Origin of the sequence: Streptomyces caniscabiei, from assembly GCF_014930365.1 — a bacterium.
In the GTDB taxonomy this organism is placed as follows: domain Bacteria; phylum Actinomycetota; class Actinomycetes; order Streptomycetales; family Streptomycetaceae; genus Streptomyces; species Streptomyces caniscabiei.
The window spans coordinates 32,311-47,865 of record NZ_JABXWI010000013.1; the positions used below are offsets into that span (position 1 = coordinate 32,311).

Consider the following 15,555-nt stretch of genomic DNA (forward strand, 5'->3'; position numbering starts at 1 on the left):
CCTACTCACTGGTAGTCGTGGAGGTCCGAGCCATGCGTGACGCCGTGATCGTCGAAGCCGTACGTACGCCCCTGGGCAAGGGGAAGCCGAACGGCGCCCTCGCCCATGTCCACCCCGTCGACCTCCTCGCCCACACCCTGCGCGCCCTCGTCGACCGCTCCGGCGTCGACCCGGCGCTCGTCGACGACGTCATCGGCGGCACCGTCGACCAGGTGGGCGAGCAGGCCATGAACACCACCCGCTACGCCGTCCTCGCGGCCGGCTTCCCGGAGACGGTCCCCGCGACCACGGTCGACCGGCAGTGCGGCTCCTCCCAGCAGGCCGTGCACTTCGCGGCCCAGGGCGTCATGTCGGGCGCGTACGACCTGGTCGTCGCCTGCGGGGTGGAGTCGATGAGCCGGGTGCCGATGTGGTCCAACGTGCCGCCCGGCAAGGATCCCTTCGGCCCCGGCGTCGCCGCGCGCTACCCCGAGGGGCTCGTGCCGCAGGGCATCAGCGCCGAGCTGATCGCCGCGAAGTGGTCCCTCGGGCGCGGGCGGATGGACGAGTTCGCGGTGTCGTCCCATCACCGGGCGGCGGCCGCCTGGGAGAGCGGCCTGTTCGACGCCGAGGTGGCGCCGCTGGAGGGGGTGACCCGCGACGAGTGCGTACGGCCCGGCAGCACGCCCGAGATCCTGGCCGGGCTCCGGCCCGCCTACCACGACCCCGGCTTCGCCGAGCGGTTCCCGCAGATCGAGTGGAACATCACCGCGGGCAACGCCAGCCCCGTCAACGACGGAGCGTCCGCCGTCCTCGTCGCGTCCGCCGAGACGGCCGCCCGGCTGGGGCTGCGCCGCCTCGCCCGGCTGCACTCCTTCGCCGTCACCGGCTCGGATCCGCTGCTGATGCTCACGGGGGTCGTCCCCGCCACCGAGAAGGTGCTGCGCCGGGCCGGGCTGGGCATCGACGACATCGATCTCTTCGAGGTGAACGAGGCGTTCGCCAGCGTGGTGCTCGCCTGGCAGCAGGAGACGGGCGCCGACCTGGACAAGGTCAACGTCCACGGGGGCGCCATCGCCCTGGGGCACCCGCTGGGGGCCAGCGGGACCCGGCTGACGACGACGCTGGTGCACGCGATGCGGGAGCGTGGCGCTCGCTACGCGTTGCAGACCATGTGCGAGGCGGGTGGGCTCGCCAACGCGATGGTGCTGGAGGCGGTTTGAGGGGGAGGCGGTTTGAGTTGGCGGCGGTTCGAGGGCGGAGCCGTTCGGGTCGGGGGTCGGGCGCGGGTGGGTGGGGGCTGGTCGCGCAGTTCCCCGCGGCCCTTCGGGGCGCTGGTGTCAGCGGGCCCGCAGGTGGTGGCGCTTGCGCCAGGCCACCGTCGCGCCGATGAGGGCCGGGAGCGCGATGCAGGCCATGGCGATCAGGAAGGCCGGGGAGGTCGGCGACGAGGCACGGGCGCCGGCCACGGCGTAGGCGGCGGTGTTCGGGATGGAGCCGAGGGCGGTCGCCAGCAGGAAGGGCAGGTAGCCCATGCGGGAGACGGAAGCGCAGTAGTTGGCCGCCCAGAAGGGCACCCCGGGGAACAGGCGGGCCGCCAGCATCGAGCGGAAGCCGTGCCGGCTGAGCTGGCCGTCCGCCGACTTCAGCCAGCGGTGGCGCAACAGCGGACGCAGGGCGTCCTGACCGAGGATCCGCCCCAGGCCGAAGGCGAGGCCCGCGCCGAGGACCGTGCCCGCGAGCGCCGACGCCAGACCGAGCTGGGAGCCGAAGAGGGCGCCCGCCGCGATGTTGAGGATCGGGCGGGGGACGAAGGCGACCGTGCAGAGCCCGTACGCCACCGCGAACACCACGGCCGCGGCGGCACCGCCGAGCTGGGGTGGCCAGCCGTCGGCCAGCAGCCGCTGCGGCTCGAACAGCAGCACCGTGGACACGGCGGCCAGGAGCAGCGCGACGAGCAGCGAGAACCGCGCCCACGGCGAGAGCAGCACTCTGCCCCAGCGGGCGGCGCGCCCCGGCGGCAGGGCCGGGACCGTGACAGGAGTGGCGACGGCGAGCTCCGTGGCGGCGGTCCGGGGAAGGACCGTGGCGGTGCCCCCAGAGCGGGTGGTGGCATCGAGCATTCGACGACGGTAACCGACCCATGTACGGGTATGCCCTACGGAACGTCTCACGGGCGTCACAGCGAGCGGGACGACAGGCTCGTCGGGACCGGTGCGCCCGGACCTCCGCCGGGCACCGCGCACCGTGCTGCCTGCGCCTTCCGGACCACGGGCCCGACCCGCGCACCGTTCACCCCGTACACCGTCCTGTGAAGCATCTCTCTTCCGCTTTCTCCCGGAACTCCCGCGCACCTAAAACCATTCGACGCGGGCCGACCTGTCGACGATGATCGACGTCATGTTCCGGCACGCCTTCGCTCTCGCCGCATCCGCCACAGGCGCGGATGCCCCGAAGGCTGCCCTTCTGATCGTCGTGGCCGCCGCGGACGGCGCCCGAAGCTGACCCTTCCCGGACATTCCGGCGGACCCCGCAGGGGGAGGGTCGGCAAGACCTCGGGGTCCCCGTCCCGGCCGCCGTTCCGTGCCGCCGGGGCCATCACCCAGTACCGCTGAAGAGGCTTCGAGGTACCGCCATGTCCAAGACTGCTTACGTCCGTACGAAACCGCATCTCAACATCGGCACGATGGGTCACGTCGACCACGGCAAGACCACCCTGACCGCCGCCATCACCAAGGTCCTCGCCGAGCGCGGGGCCGGCACCTTCGTCCCGTTCGACCGCATCGACCGCGCCCCGGAGGAGGCGGCGCGCGGCATCACCATCAACATCGCGCACGTCGAGTACGAGACCGACACCCGGCACTACGCGCACGTCGACATGCCCGGCCACGCCGACTACGTCAAGAACATGGTCACCGGCGCCGCGCAGCTCGACGGGGCGATCCTCGTCGTCTCCGCGCTCGACGGGATCATGCCGCAGACCGCCGAGCACGTGCTGCTCGCCCGGCAGGTGGGCGTCGACCACATCGTCGTCGCCCTCAACAAGGCCGACGCGGGCGACGAGGAGCTCAGCGACCTCGTCGAGCTGGAGGTCCGCGAGCTGCTCACCGCGCACGGGTACGGCGGTGACTCCGTACCCGTCGTACGGGTCTCCGGGCTCAAGGCGCTCGAAGGGGACCCGCGGTGGACGGCGTCGATCGACGCGCTGCTGGACGCCGTGGACACCTACGTCCCGATGCCCGAGCGCTATCTCGACGCGCCGTTCCTGCTGTCCGTCGAGAACGTCCTGACGATCACCGGCCGGGGGACCGTCGTCACCGGGGCCGTCGAGCGCGGCACCATCCGCGTGGGCGACCGTGTCGAGGTGCTCGGCGCCGGGATCGAGACCGTCGTCACCGGCGTCGAGACCTTCGGCAAGCCGATGGAGGAGGCGCAGGCGGGGGACAACGTGGCGCTGCTGCTGCGCGGGGTGGGACGCGACGCCGTCCGACGCGGACACGTCGTGGCCGCGCCCGGCAGCGTCGTGCCCAGGCGGCGCTTCACCGCGCAGGTGTACGTGCTGTCGGCGCGGGAGGGGGGCCGCACCACCCCGGTGTCCAGCGGCTACCGGCCGCAGTTCTACATCCGCACCGCCGACGTGGTGGGGGACATCGACCTCGGCGAGGGCGCCGTCGCCCGGCCCGGGGACCGCGTCACGATGAGCGTGGAGCTGGGCCGGGAGGTCCCCTTGGAGCCGGGGCTCGGGTTCGCCATCCGTGAGGGCGGCCGGACCGTCGGGGCGGGGACCGTGACGGCCGTCCAGTAGACGGCTCACCAAGGCAAGGGCGGGGGACCGCGGGCCGGCTCTCGGCCGGCGGTCCCCCGCGCCCCTCGCGGGGCGCTCCCTGCACCAGAATGGGAGCGTGAACGAAGCCATACCCGTCTCCCGTGCCATCGATCGGGGCACCGCCAAGCTCATGCCCGACGTCGACCGGGAGCGGGCCTGGCTGTTGACCGTCGACGGGGCGCCGCAGTCGTACGTCGATCTGGACGAGCCCACCCACCTGGAGTTCGAGTACGCGCGGCGGCTCGGGCACGTGCTGGACACCGTGGCGGAACCGGGGCGGCCCCTCGACGTGGTGCATCTCGGCGGCGGCGCGCTCACCCTGCCCCGGTACGTGGCCGCCACCCGGCCCGGGTCCCGGCAGCACGTCGTCGAGTACGACCGGGGCCTGCTGGACCTCGTCGTCGAGCAGCTGCCGCCGCCCGGCGACGCCGGGATCGCGCTGCACGGGGCGGACGCGAGGCAATGGCTCGAAGCGGCCCCCGCCGGCTCCGCCGACGTCCTCGTGGGCGATGTGTTCGGCGGCTCACGGGTCCCGGCGCATCTGTCGACCGTGGGGTACGCGCGGGCCGTCGCACGGGTACTGCGCGCGGACGGCGCGTATCTCGCGAACCTGGCCGACGCCGCGCCCTTCGCCTATCTGCGGTCCCAACTGGCCACCCTGGCAACGGTGTTCGAGGAACTGACGCTGATCGCCGAACCGGCGGTGCTGCGCGGCCGGCGGTTCGGCAACGCCGTGCTGGTCGCCTCCCACCAGCCGCTCGACATCGCCGTCCTCGCCCGGCGGACCGCCGCCGACGCCTTCCCCGCGCGGGTCGAGCACGGTCCGGCGCTGCGCGCGTTCATCGGCGGTGCCGCGCCGGTGGGCGAGGAGGACGCCGTACCGTCACCCGAGCCGCCCGACGGGGCCTTCGGCATCGGCTGAACCGGCCTCACCGCCGGTCTCGGGGCCGGGCTCGACCTTGGCCACCGGCGTGCCGCGCCGGGTCAGGTTGCGCACGTCCCGCACGCACAGCACCGCCGCCGTCGCGGTCACGCACAGCCCGGCGCAGCCCCACAGGGCCGCCGTACGCCCGAAGGCGCTCTCCGCCGGGCCCGCCAGCGCGGCGGCGAGCGGCACCATGGCCACCGAACCGAACCAGTCGTACGCCGAGACCCTGGACAGCTTGTCCTCGGGGATCTCCTGGTGCAGCGCGGTCATCCAGGAGACCCCGAAGACCTCGATCGACAGACCGCTGACGAACATGGCCAGACACAGCGCGGCGATCGGCACCGGCACGGCCAGCGCGGCGGACGGCAGGGCGAAGGGGAAGACACAGAGGACGCCCACGAGGAGGAGCCGGCGCGGTTTCCAGCGGGCCATGAGCAGTGCTCCCGCGGCGTTGCCGGCCCCGAAGAAGGCGAGGGCCAGGCCCCAGGGGCCCGGCCCGCCCAGGCTGTCCCGGGCGACCTGCGGGCCGTAGACCGCGTCGGCGGCCACGATGACCGCGTTCACCAGGGAGAACTGGACCACGATCGCCCACAGCCAGGTCCGGCCGGTGAACTCCCGCCAGCCGTCCCGGAGATCCGCGAGCAGCCCGCCGCCCGCCCCGCGCTCCGGTATGTGGCTCACGTCGAGGAAGGCGCGCAGGGCGCCGGCCAGAGCGAACGCCGCCGCGTCCACCGCGAGCACCCAGCCGGGGCCGATCACCGCGATCAGGGCGCCGCCGAGTGCCGCGCCGCTCATGGTCGCGCCCTGCGACGCGAAGCGGAACAGCGCGAAGGCGCGACCCGCCTGCTCGGCGGTGACGGACGACAGGAGCATGCCCTCGGCGGCCGGACCGAAGAAGGCCTGGCCGACGCCGCCGAGCGCGGAGAGCAGCATCATCTGCCACAGGCGTGCCTCGCCGGCGAGGACCAGGACGGCGAAGGCGGCCTGGGAGAGGCAGTTGAGGGCGTTCGCCGCGACCATCACCCGGTGCCGGGGGAGCCGGTCGGCGATCGCGCCGCCGACGAGCAGGAAGAGCACGAGCGGCAGGGTGCGCGCGGCCGCGACCAGGCCGACGTCCCCGCCGTCGCCGCCGGCCTCCAGGACCGCGAACGCGGCCGCGATCAGGGCGCCGTTGCTGCCCAGGTTGGTGACGACCGCGGCCGTCGTCAGCAGGGTGTAGTTGCGGCCGGCCCAGGCGGGGCGGCGACGGGGCGCGGCGGGAGTGGTCACCCGCCGACTATCGCCGCCCCGCCCCCGTCTGCCAAACCGTTTCCGCACGCGGTGGGGCGGGATCGGGCCAGGTGGGGGCGGGGTGGTCGAGCAGGGCCGTGGGCCCGTTCGCTCAGCCGCCTGTGGGGTCGCCGTACAGGCGTACCGTGCTCAGGATCTTCTGCACCGTGGCGTCCGGGACCTCCTCCTTGACGTCCTTGGCGCCGTGGAAGGTCCAGGAGACGTAGTCACCGGCCGAGTTCTTGAAGGCGAACGTGGTCGCCTTGCCGTCGGTGTCGCACTTGTCCTTCTTGGCGACGCCCGTCGAGTACGTGGTCGCGACACTGCCCTCGACGCCCGACGCCGTCGTGTACGCCTTGGGCTTGCCGATGGTCATCTTCTTCTTGGACGCGGCCTTCTGGTCGGTGTACCCGCCGAAGACCCACCACGCCGAGTCGTTGCGGGCGATGTCCTCGGTGCCCTTGGCGCCCTGCTGGCCCTTGGTGCCCACGGCGGCGAGGGAACTCGACTCCTCGTTGCCGTCCTTGTCGTCGTCGGACGTGCAGTACTTCTCCTTGAGGACGGCGGGGGCCGACATCCCGATGAGGACCGAGCCGTCGCCCTTCTCGGAGTCCTCGAAGCCGATGAAGGTGTCCGGCGACTGGACCTCCCAGTCGGCGGGCACGTCGAAGGCCGTACCCCACTTGGGGTTGACGACGACCTTCCAGCCCTCGACGGTCGGCTTCGCGCCGGCGTCCTCGCCGCGCGGGTTGTCCTCGGTGCTCTCGGACGCGGTCGGCGACGGGGAGACCGACGGGGCCGACTGCGTGTCCGCCTTGTCCTTGTCGCCGTCACCGCCGAGCACCAGGAAGCCCGTCACGCCGGCCGCGACGACGACGGCCGTGGCCGCGATGATCGCGATCAGCTTCGTCCGGTTGCCGCCGCCTCCGCCCGGCGGCACCGGCGGGCCCGCGGGCGCCTGCGCGCCCCACTGCGGTTGCTGCCCGTACTGGGCCTGCTGGCCCGTCGACTGGTATCCGGGCTGCTGGTAGGGGTTCGGTGTCTGGTACCCCTGCTGCTGTTGGTATCCCGGCTGTACCGGCTGACCCGACTGGTCGTACCCCGGCTGCTGGTACGGATTCGGCTGCTGCGGTTGGTGCTCGCCCCCGGGCGGCTGCTGCTGTCCTGGCCACATGGCTCGTAACCATAGATGTGCCGGGGGGCGGGGTGCCACGGGAGTCCGCCAAGCCGCTTCACGGTCGGGACGAACGGCTCCAAAACGCCCCGGGCGGAGGACTTTTGAACCGCCGGCTCCCGGCTCGTCAGGGGGCGGGCCGCTCCTCGCGGGGGTGCCGGGTTCTCGGACGCGAACGTCCGCGGCCCGCGGGCGCCCCTGGTCATCGTTGTCTACTCGTGGGTAACATCGCGCCATGAGCGCAGACCAGATGTCGATCGGCGAGATGCTCGCCGCCACGGTGCCGATGGCCAGGACCCTGAAGCTGGAGTTCCTGGAGACCACTCCCGAGAAGGCCGTCGTGGCGCTGCCGGACGAGGGTGACTTCCACAACCACGTCGGCGGACCGCACGCCGGTGCGATGTTCACACTGGGGGAGACGGCGAGCGGGGCGATCGTGCTCGCCGCGTTCGGCGACCAGCTCTCCCGCGCCGTGCCGCTCGCGGTGCGGGCGGAGATCGCGTACAAGAAGCTCGCGATGGGGTCCGTGACCGCCACCGCCACGCTCGGCCGCCCCGCCGCCGAGGTCGTCGCCGAGCTCGACGCCGGACAGCGCCCGGAGTTCCCCGTCACCATCGCCATCCAGCGCGCCGACGGTGCGGTGACGGGAGAGATGACGGTCGTCTGGACCCTGCGCCCCAACACGTGACCCTCCGAACCCGGACGCCGTCGCGGTCGGTGGCCCGGCGGGGCTGCGCGGCTGTGCGCGGTGAGCGCCGGTGCGGCCGTTGCGTCCTGTGGGGCAACCCGTCGGGCTCCGGCGCCGTCCGAGTAAGCGGGTAGGCTGCCCCGGCGCGCGCTCCGTGCGGAGCGCGCGCCAAGGGCCCTGAGATCCGGCCGATCCACATGATCCGCCTGCACGGGAGGAACCGGCTTTGCACGTCCAGGAGTGGCTCGAAACAGTGCCCCCGCTCGCCATCTACCTGCTGGTGGGGCTGGTCATCGGCCTGGAGAGCCTGGGCATCCCGCTGCCGGGCGAGATCATCCTGGTCTCCTCCGCGCTGCTCGCGTCCCAGCACGGAGAGATCGACCCGTTCGTCCTCGGGGCCTGCGCCACCGCCGGCGCGATCATCGGCGACTCCATCGGCTACGCCATCGGCCGCAAGGGCGGACGCCCCCTGCTGGCCAAGCTGAACCGGCGGTTCCCGAAACACTTCAGCGAGAGCAACATCGCCGTCGCCGAGCGCTCCTTCGACCGGTGGGGCATGTGGGCCGTCTTCTTCGGCCGCTTCATCGCCCTCCTGCGCATCTTCGCCGGCCCGCTCGCCGGCGTCCTCCAGATGCCCTACTGGCGCTTCCTCGTCGCCAACGTCCTCGGCGGCATCCTCTGGGCCGGCGGCACCACCGCCGTCATCTACTACGTCGGTGTCGTCGCCGAGGCCTGGCTCAAGCGCTTCTCCTGGCTGGGCCTGGTCCTGGCGGTCCTGATCGGCGTCACCTCGATGCTGGTGATCAAGCGCAAGGCGAAGAAGGCGGCGGAGAAGGCGGAGACGGCCGGGACGGCCGAGGGGGAGCTGGTCACGGCCGCGGAGTGAGGCGCGCCCCGGAGAGGCGCGCGGGACGCGGCCGCGCGCCGACCCGCTGCCGGTCTACGCCCCGTACTCCTCCTGCGCCTTCCGGTGCGCCTTGGCCAGCTCCGTGTAGTGGGTCCCGTTCAGCGTCACCATGTCCCGCTCCTCGTCGGTGAGCGGCCGCTTCACCTTCGCGGGCACCCCCGCGACCAGCGAACCCGGTGGCACCCGCATGCCCTGCGGGACCAGCGCCTGCGCGGCCACCAGCGACCCCGCACCGATCACCGCGCCGTTCAGCACCGTCGCGCCCATCCCGATCAGACAGTCGTCCTCGACGGTCGCCCCGTGCACCACCGCGTTGTGCCCGATGGACACCCGCTCACCGATCGAGACGGGGAAACCGGGATCGACGTGCAAGACGCAGTTGTCCTGGACATTGGCGTCGGCGCCGATGACGATCGGCTCGAACTCGGCCCGCAGCACCGCCCCGTACCAGACGCTCGCTCCCGGCCGCAGGGTCACGTCGCCGATCACCGTCGACGTGGGGGACACGAACGCGGCCTCCTCCACCTCCGGCTTCTTGCCGCCGAACGTCGTGATCAGGGCCCGCTGCCGGTTCATCGCCGCCTCCAGATGCTGGGTGAAGATCAGTGCTCACCCGCACCGTAAGCCATGGGGTGCGCGTCGCGTGGGGTGAAGATCACAGCCGTACGACGTCATGCGGATGCCGCCCGGTGAGTACGGTGAGCGGGTGCCGAAGAAGAACACGTTCTCGTCCTGGTGGGGCCGCCTCGCGCAGCGCGCCGTCCACGCGGGCTGGGCGTGGTTGCAGCGCACGGGGTCGGTGACGGCCGAGCGGCCCGGCCGCCTCCGCTTCGGCGCGATGGGAACGGGTACCAGGCTGGCCTTCCCGCTCGGCACCGTCTTCGGTGAGCCGTGGATCCACCTGGGCTCCCACTGCATCATCGGCGAGCAGGTCACCCTGACCGCCGGCCTGATGCCCGACCTGGACCTCGGCGCGGAACCGATCCTGCGCATCGGCGACGGGGTCGTGCTCGGCCGGGGCAGCCACGTCATCGCCGACACCACCGTCACCATCGGCAGCGACTGCTACTTCGGGCCGTACGTGTACGTGACCTCCACCAACCACTCCTACGACGACCCGCACGAGCCGATCGGCAAGCAGTGGCCCCGGATGGATCCCGTGTCGATCGGACCCGGCTGCTGGATCGGCACCGGCGCGGTGATCCTTCCGGGGGCGCGGATCGGGCGGAACGTGGTCGTCGCGGCGGGGGCGGTGGTGCGCGGGGCGGTGCCCGACCACTCGGTGGTGGCCGGGGCGCCCGCGCGGGTCGTGCGCCGGTGGGACCCGGCCGAGGGGTGGCAGCCCCCGATCCGGACACCCGCGCCGGTACCGATCCCCGACGGGGTCACGCCCGAGCAGTTGCTGGCGTTGACGGAGTGGGACGCGCGGGGGGCCGAGGAGTCGGCCCAGGGGGCCTGAGGGGGCGCGGCCCTCGCAGTACAGTTCGGTGAACGTCGGGTGCGGCCGCCTCCGTTCGTCGTGTTGGACTCTGTCACTGAGATATTGGACGGAACGTGTCGGACCTCGACCTGCTGACCCAGTCCCTGGCGCGGAACGTCAAGCGCTGGCGCACCGAGCGCGGGTTCACCCTGGACACGCTGGCGGCTCGCGCCGGAGTCAGCCGCGGGATGCTCATCCAGATCGAACAGGCCCGCACCAACCCCAGTCTCGGTACCGTCGTCAAGATCGGCGACGCCCTCGGGGTCAGCATCACCACCCTGCTCGACTACGAACAGGGGCCCAAGGTCCGGGTCGTTCCGGCCGAGCAGGTGGTCCGCCTGTGGCACACCGAGACGGGCAGCTACAGCCGGCTGCTGGCCGGTACGGAGGCGCCCGGTCCGCTGGAGATGTGGGACTGGCGGCTGATGCCGGGCGAGGGCAGCCGCTCGGACCCGCACCCCGTGGGCACGGTCGAGATCGCCCATGTCACGGCGGGCGAGCTGACCCTCACCGTGGACGGCGCCGAGTACCGGGTCCCGGCCGGCGCGAGCGTCACCTTCGAGGCGGGCGCGGCCCACGAGTACGCCAACCGGGGCGACGTGCCGACCGAGATGGTGCTCACGGTCTCGGTGCCGGCCGTGCCCTGAGGCACCGCGGCAGGGCGGCCCAGGGGCTTTAGTAACGTGCGGCTCATGCGCGCACCCATCGGAGACTTCGACCACGCCACCCCCGCCCCCGACTGCCTGGACGACCTCGTCCGCCCGGTCGCGGACGCCGTACGCGACTGGCCCGGCAGCGTGCCCGCCGACCAGATCCTGTACGTCGAGACGGAGCCCGAGTGGGCCGACACCGCGGTGTTCGTCCAGCACTACGGGCAGGACCTGCTCGAACGGTCCGCGAACTGCGTGGTCGTCGCGGGCAAGCGGGGCGGCGGGACGAGCCTGGCCGCCTGTGTCGTGCTCTCCACCACCCGCGTCGACGTCAACGGTGTGGTCCGCCGCCGACTGGGCGCCCGCAAGGCCTCGTTCGCGTCGATGGACACCGCCACCGGGGAGACCGGGATGGAGTACGGCGGCATCACGCCCGTCGGGCTGCCCGCCGCGTGGCCGGTACTGGTCGACTCGGCCGTGGTCGACCTGCCGTACGTCCTGGTCGGCAGCGGACGGCGGCGCGGCAAGCTGCTGGTGCCGGGGAAGGCGTTCGCGGAGCTGCCGAACGCGGTGGTGCTGGAGGGGCTGGGCGTCACCGTCTGAAGGGTGGCCCACTGAAGGGGGCGCCCCTGTCGCCGCCGGAAACGCCGACGTCGGGCCCGGGCGGTGGCCCGGACCCGACGAGGGGTGACTGAGGACGGGCCTCAGGCGGCGGCGGTGCCCGCCTTGCTGGTGAGCTGGTTCAGGACCTCGGTGAGGCCGGTGACGACCTCGGCGTCGTCGGCCGGGTGGGTCTCGGCGAAGCGGACGACCGAGCCGGGGATGGAGAGCTTGGCCTCCTCCAGGACCGTGGCACCGGCGATGCCGACGGCCTTGCGGGTCTCGTCCTGCGCCCACACGCCGCCGAACTGGCCGAACGCGGTGCCGACCACGGCGACCGGCTTGCCGGTGAAGGCGCCGGCGCCGTACGGGCGGGACAGCCAGTCGATGGCGTTCTTCAGGACGGCGGGGATGGTGCCGTTGTACTCGGGGGAGAAGAGCAGGAAGCCGTCGGCCTGGCCGGCGGCCTCACGCAGGCGCGCGGCGGTGGCCGGGAGGGCGGCCTCGTTGTCGATGTCCTCGTTGTAGAACGGGACGTCGGCCAGACCCTCGTACAGCTCGATCTCGACGCCCTCGGGGGCGTGCTTCACAGCGGCCTCGGCGAGCTGACGGTTGTGCGAACCGGCGCGAAGGCTGCCGACGAGCGCGAGGATGCGTACGGACATGAGCTGACTCCTAGCAAAGGGTGTGCGCGTAGGGAACACGTGAGGCAAGCCACGGACCGGGGTCTGCGGTACCTGCGAAACGGACCGTGGTCCGTTGAAATTTGTAGCAGCTATCCGGACCGGGGTCCACTTGTGTGTGGTGAGCGTTACGCTCATTTCATGAAAGAGTCGCTGCCGCCCTTCCCGGCGCCTCAGGATCCGGACCCCCTCGACGGACTGCTGAACCTCACCCCCACCGTCACCGAACAGCCCCGACTGCGCGCGGACGCGGCCCGCAACCGCATGCGGCTGCTGGAGGTCGCCGCCCGCCTCGCGGCGGAGTGCGGGGCCGCGAACCTGACCATGGAGGCCGTGGCGACCGCCGCAGAGGTGGGCAAGGGCACCGTCTTCCGGCGGTTCGGCGACCGCTTCGGGCTCCTGGCCGCACTCCTCGACCACCAGGAGCGGGAGCTCCAGGCCGCGTTCCTGTCCGGGCCGCCCCCGCTCGGCCCCGACGCGCCCCCCGTCGAGCGGCTGCACGCCTTCGGCGCCGCCGTCATCCGGCACGAGTACGCCCATCGCGACCTCTACCTCGCCGCCCGCGCGGACGCCACCCGCCGGCACGCCAACCCGGCCACCCAGCTCCGCCTCGGCCACCTGTGCATGCTGCTGCGCCGCGCCGGGGCGAAGGGCGACATCGAGCTGCTGGCGCAGACCCTGCTGGGCTATCTGGACATCAACCTCGTCGACCACCTGGTGGAGCGGCGCGGGATGTCCCTCGACCGGCTGGAGCGGGGCTGGGGGGAGCTGATCACGCGGCTGGTCGTGGCGGCGTAGGGCAGTCAAAGCGACCGCTTGGTAACTTGGGGGCCGGGTGTCGGGGAGGGGCCTCGTACGCCGGGCGCAGCGGGAGGGGCCACATGACCGACACGAACGCGGTGAGCGACGGGAACGGCGAGAGCGCCGCGGGTGGTGGGGGCGGCCGGACGGACTTCGTCGGGACCGGCTTCTTCTCCTCCGTGGACGACGTCTCGGCGCAGCTCGCCGCAGCGGGCTACCTGGCCTCCACCGCCGTCGCCACCACCGTCTTCCTGGCCGACCGGCTCGGCAAGCCGCTGCTGGTGGAGGGCCCGGCGGGCGTGGGCAAGACCGAACTGGCCAAGGCCGTCGCGCAGGTCGGCGCCGCCCGCCTGGTCCGGCTCCAGTGCTACGAGGGCATCGACGAGTCCCGCGCCCTGTACGAGTGGAACCACGCCAAGCAGCTGCTGCGCATCACCGCCGGGCGCGACGAGGCCTGGGACGAGACCCGCTCCGACATCTTCAGCGACGAGTTCCTGCTCACCCGCCCCCTGCTGACGGCGATCCGGGGCGACGAGCCGACCGTGCTCCTCATCGACGAGACCGACAAGGCGGACGTCGAGGTGGAGGGGCTGCTGCTGGAGGTGCTGAGCGACTTCCAGGTCACCGTGCCCGAGCTGGGTACGATCACCGCGACCCGGCGCCCCTTCACCGTCCTCACCTCGAACGCCACGCGCGAGCTCTCCGAGGCGCTCCGCCGCCGCTGTCTCTTCCTCCATCTCGGCTTCCCCGACGCCGAGTTGGAGCGGCGGATCGTCACGCTCAGGGTCCCCGGCCTGGACGACACCCTCGCCGACTCCCTGGTCCGGGTGGTCGGCGCGCTGCGGGAGATGGAGCTGCGCAAGGCCCCCTCCGTCGCCGAGACCATCGACTGGGCGCGCACCCTGCTGGCCCTCGGTGCCGACACCCTCGACGAGGCCGTCGTCCGGGACAGCCTCGGCGTGATCCTCAAGCACCAGGACGACATCGAGAAGGCCGCGCGGAAGCTGACGCTGGTATGAGCGCCGGGGCCCGCGGCGCGAGCGGTACGACCCCGGCATCCACACTGCCCGACCGGCTGACCGCGTTCGTACGGGCGTTGCGCGGCCACGGCATACGGATCGGGCCCGGCGAGACCGTCGACGCCGCGGCCGTGCTGGAGGTGCTGGGCCTCACCGACCGGGAGCGGATCCGGGAGGGGCTCGCGGCGGCACTGCTCCGCGCCGACCGGCAACGGGCCGTCTTCGACGCGGCCTTCGAGCTGTACTTCCCGCTCGGCGTGGGGGAGTTGACGGGGGCACGGGGCGCGTCGGCCGGTGACCGGGACGAGTTCCGCGAGCGGCTCGCCGAGGCGCTGGCCGCGAACGACACGGCGGCGCTCACCCGGCTCGCCGCCGAGGCGGTGGAACTGTTCGGCCGTTACGGCTCCCCGGGCTCGGACGGCTGGTCGGCCCACCAGACGCTGGACCGCCTCCGACCGCAGACGCTGCTGGCCCGGATCCTCGCGGGTGCGCGGGGGGACGGCGAAGGGGCCGGGCTCGGTGGCGCCGGCTCCGGTGCGGGCGGGGGAGCCGGTGCGGGTGGCGGGGCCGGTGGTGGGTTCCGTATGGGATTCGGTGGAGGGCTCGCCCTCGGCCCGGGGACGGGCTCCGGGGCGGGCGTGGGCGCCGGGGCCGCGCTCGGTTCGGGCGGGTTCACCGAGCGGTTGGACGCCGACGAGATCCGGCGCCGGATCGAGGACTTCCGCGACCGCGTGCGGACCGAGGCGCGGCGACGGGTCGCCGAGCGCCGGGGTGCGGAGAAGATCGCCGAGCGCGGGATCGCGCCGAGCGCCGACCAGGTCGACTTCCTCGTCGCCAACCGCGAACAGCTCGTCGAACTGCGCCGTACCGTCCAGCCGTTGGCGCGTAAGCTCGCGACCCGGCTGGCCGCCAGGCGGCGCAGGGCCGCGCGCGGCCAGATCGACATCCGGCGCACGCTCCGGCGTTCGCTGTCCACCGGGGGCGTGCCGCTGCGCCCGGCCTATCGACGGCACCGGCCGGCCCGCCCGGAGATCGTGCTGCTCTGCGACGTGTCCGGTTCGGTCGCCGGGTTCGCGAACTTCACGATGCTCCTGGTGCAGGCGATGCGGGACCAGTTCAGCAAGGTCAGGGTCTACGCCTTCGTCAACCGCGTCGACGAGGTCACCCGTCTCGTCACCACCGGGCAGGCCGACCCGGCCGAACTCGGCCGCCGGATCGCCACCGGGGCCACGCTCACCGGGTGGCACGGCAGCAGCGACTACGGTGCCGCGCTCGGTGAGTTCGCCGAGCGCCATCTCGACGCCGTGGGCCCGCGTACCTCGGTGATCGTGCTCGGGGACGCCCGCACCAACGGGTTCGACCCCAACGCGGAGGCCCTGCGGCGCATCGTGGCCCGGGCCCGCCGCGTCCACTGGCTGAACCCCGAGACACCGAGCACCTGGGGGACGGGCGACTCCGCCGCCCCGGTCTACGCCGAGATCGTCGACATGCACACCTGCCGGAACGCGCGCCGGCTCGGGGAACTGGTGACGCGGCTGCTGCCGGTGTGAG

The 15,555-nt window shown here is 72.9% G+C and carries 16 protein-coding genes; 11 read left to right on the top strand and 5 right to left on the bottom strand.

Annotated features, from left to right (window positions below; genetic code table 11):
• The first annotated feature begins 32 nt into the window (after nt 1–32).
• Nucleotides 33–1,202, top strand: coding sequence for a thiolase family protein (locus HW837_RS32405; RefSeq protein WP_193380857.1), 1,170 nt, complete (start codon nt 33–35; stop codon nt 1,200–1,202).
• Between the two features lie 117 nt (nt 1,203–1,319).
• Here the strand turns inward: HW837_RS32405 and HW837_RS32410 are convergent, their stop codons facing one another.
• Nucleotides 1,320–2,102 (bottom strand): TVP38/TMEM64 family protein, encoded by a 783-nt coding sequence (locus HW837_RS32410; RefSeq protein WP_045563204.1) that lies wholly within the window; start codon nt 2,100–2,102, stop codon nt 1,320–1,322.
• 512 nt (nt 2,103–2,614) lie between these two features.
• Here HW837_RS32410 and tuf point away from each other — a divergent pair.
• Nucleotides 2,615–3,784 carry an elongation factor Tu gene (gene tuf, locus HW837_RS32415; protein ID WP_045563205.1) on the top strand — a complete coding sequence of 390 codons (1,170 nt, stop codon included), beginning with the start codon at nt 2,615–2,617 and terminating at the stop codon, nt 3,782–3,784.
• A 97-nt stretch (nt 3,785–3,881) separates the two neighbouring features.
• Nucleotides 3,882–4,727 carry a spermidine synthase gene (locus HW837_RS32420; protein ID WP_193380858.1) on the top strand — a complete coding sequence of 282 codons (846 nt, stop codon included), beginning with the start codon at nt 3,882–3,884 and terminating at the stop codon, nt 4,725–4,727.
• Here HW837_RS32420 and HW837_RS32425 read toward each other — a convergent pair.
• On the bottom strand, nt 4,689–6,002 hold the full coding sequence (locus HW837_RS32425; protein WP_045563207.1) for an MFS transporter: 1,314 nt from the start codon (nt 6,000–6,002) through the stop codon (nt 4,689–4,691). The two genes, HW837_RS32420 and HW837_RS32425, sit on opposite strands and share 39 nt — an antisense overlap.
• Nucleotides 6,003–6,114: 112 nt before the next feature.
• Nucleotides 6,115–7,176 carry a DUF8017 domain-containing protein gene (locus HW837_RS32430; RefSeq protein WP_093789679.1) on the bottom strand — a complete coding sequence of 354 codons (1,062 nt, stop codon included), beginning with the start codon at nt 7,174–7,176 and terminating at the stop codon, nt 6,115–6,117.
• Nucleotides 7,177–7,426: 250 nt separating this feature from the next.
• On the opposite strand from HW837_RS32430, the gene HW837_RS32435 reads away from it, so the two are divergent.
• Nucleotides 7,427–7,864 carry a DUF4442 domain-containing protein gene (locus HW837_RS32435; RefSeq protein WP_045563209.1) on the top strand — a complete coding sequence of 146 codons (438 nt, stop codon included), beginning with the start codon at nt 7,427–7,429 and terminating at the stop codon, nt 7,862–7,864.
• A 226-nt stretch (nt 7,865–8,090) separates the two neighbouring features.
• A complete protein-coding gene (locus tag HW837_RS32440) occupies nt 8,091–8,750 on the top strand; it encodes a DedA family protein (protein ID WP_045563210.1) in 660 nt (219 codons plus the stop codon).
• A gap of 54 nt (nt 8,751–8,804) precedes the next feature.
• On the opposite strand, the gene HW837_RS32445 is transcribed toward HW837_RS32440, so the two are convergent.
• A complete protein-coding gene (locus HW837_RS32445) occupies nt 8,805–9,347 on the bottom strand; it encodes a gamma carbonic anhydrase family protein (RefSeq protein WP_045563211.1) in 543 nt (180 codons plus the stop codon).
• Between the two features lie 130 nt (nt 9,348–9,477).
• Between HW837_RS32445 and HW837_RS32450 the strand changes: the two genes are divergently transcribed.
• The 3 genes from HW837_RS32450 (at nt 9,478) to HW837_RS32460 (ending at nt 11,504) form a co-directional block, all read left to right on the top strand.
• Entirely contained in the window at nt 9,478–10,230 is a 753-nt protein-coding gene (locus HW837_RS32450) for an acyltransferase (protein ID WP_193380859.1), read from the top strand.
• Between the two features lie 95 nt (nt 10,231–10,325).
• Nucleotides 10,326–10,898 carry a helix-turn-helix domain-containing protein gene (locus HW837_RS32455; RefSeq protein WP_093789681.1) on the top strand — a complete coding sequence of 191 codons (573 nt, stop codon included), beginning with the start codon at nt 10,326–10,328 and terminating at the stop codon, nt 10,896–10,898.
• 45 nt (nt 10,899–10,943) lie between these two features.
• Nucleotides 10,944–11,504: a YbaK/EbsC family protein gene (locus HW837_RS32460; protein ID WP_045563214.1), complete on the top strand. Its 561-nt coding sequence runs from the start codon at nt 10,944–10,946 to the stop codon at nt 11,502–11,504.
• Between the two features lie 101 nt (nt 11,505–11,605).
• Here HW837_RS32460 and HW837_RS32465 read toward each other — a convergent pair whose 3' ends face one another.
• Complete coding sequence (locus tag HW837_RS32465) at nt 11,606–12,166, bottom strand: NAD(P)H-dependent oxidoreductase (RefSeq protein ID WP_045563215.1); 561 nt, start codon at nt 12,164–12,166, stop codon at nt 11,606–11,608.
• Between the two features lie 159 nt (nt 12,167–12,325).
• Between HW837_RS32465 and HW837_RS32470 the strand changes: the two genes are divergently transcribed.
• From HW837_RS32470 to HW837_RS32480, 3 genes are all read left to right on the top strand, one after another.
• Nucleotides 12,326–12,982, top strand: a complete 657-nt coding sequence (locus HW837_RS32470; protein WP_093789683.1) for a TetR/AcrR family transcriptional regulator — start codon at nt 12,326–12,328, stop codon at nt 12,980–12,982.
• A gap of 83 nt (nt 12,983–13,065) precedes the next feature.
• Entirely contained in the window at nt 13,066–14,004 is a 939-nt protein-coding gene (locus HW837_RS32475; RefSeq protein WP_237270477.1) for an AAA family ATPase, read from the top strand.
• The gene (locus HW837_RS32480) at nt 14,001–15,554 is read left to right on the top strand and encodes a VWA domain-containing protein (protein ID WP_193380860.1); all 1,554 of its coding nucleotides are present in this window, start codon (nt 14,001–14,003) and stop codon (nt 15,552–15,554) included. The genes HW837_RS32475 and HW837_RS32480 overlap by 4 nt, the downstream gene beginning before the upstream one ends.
• The last annotated feature ends 1 nt before the right edge of the window (nt 15,555 follow it).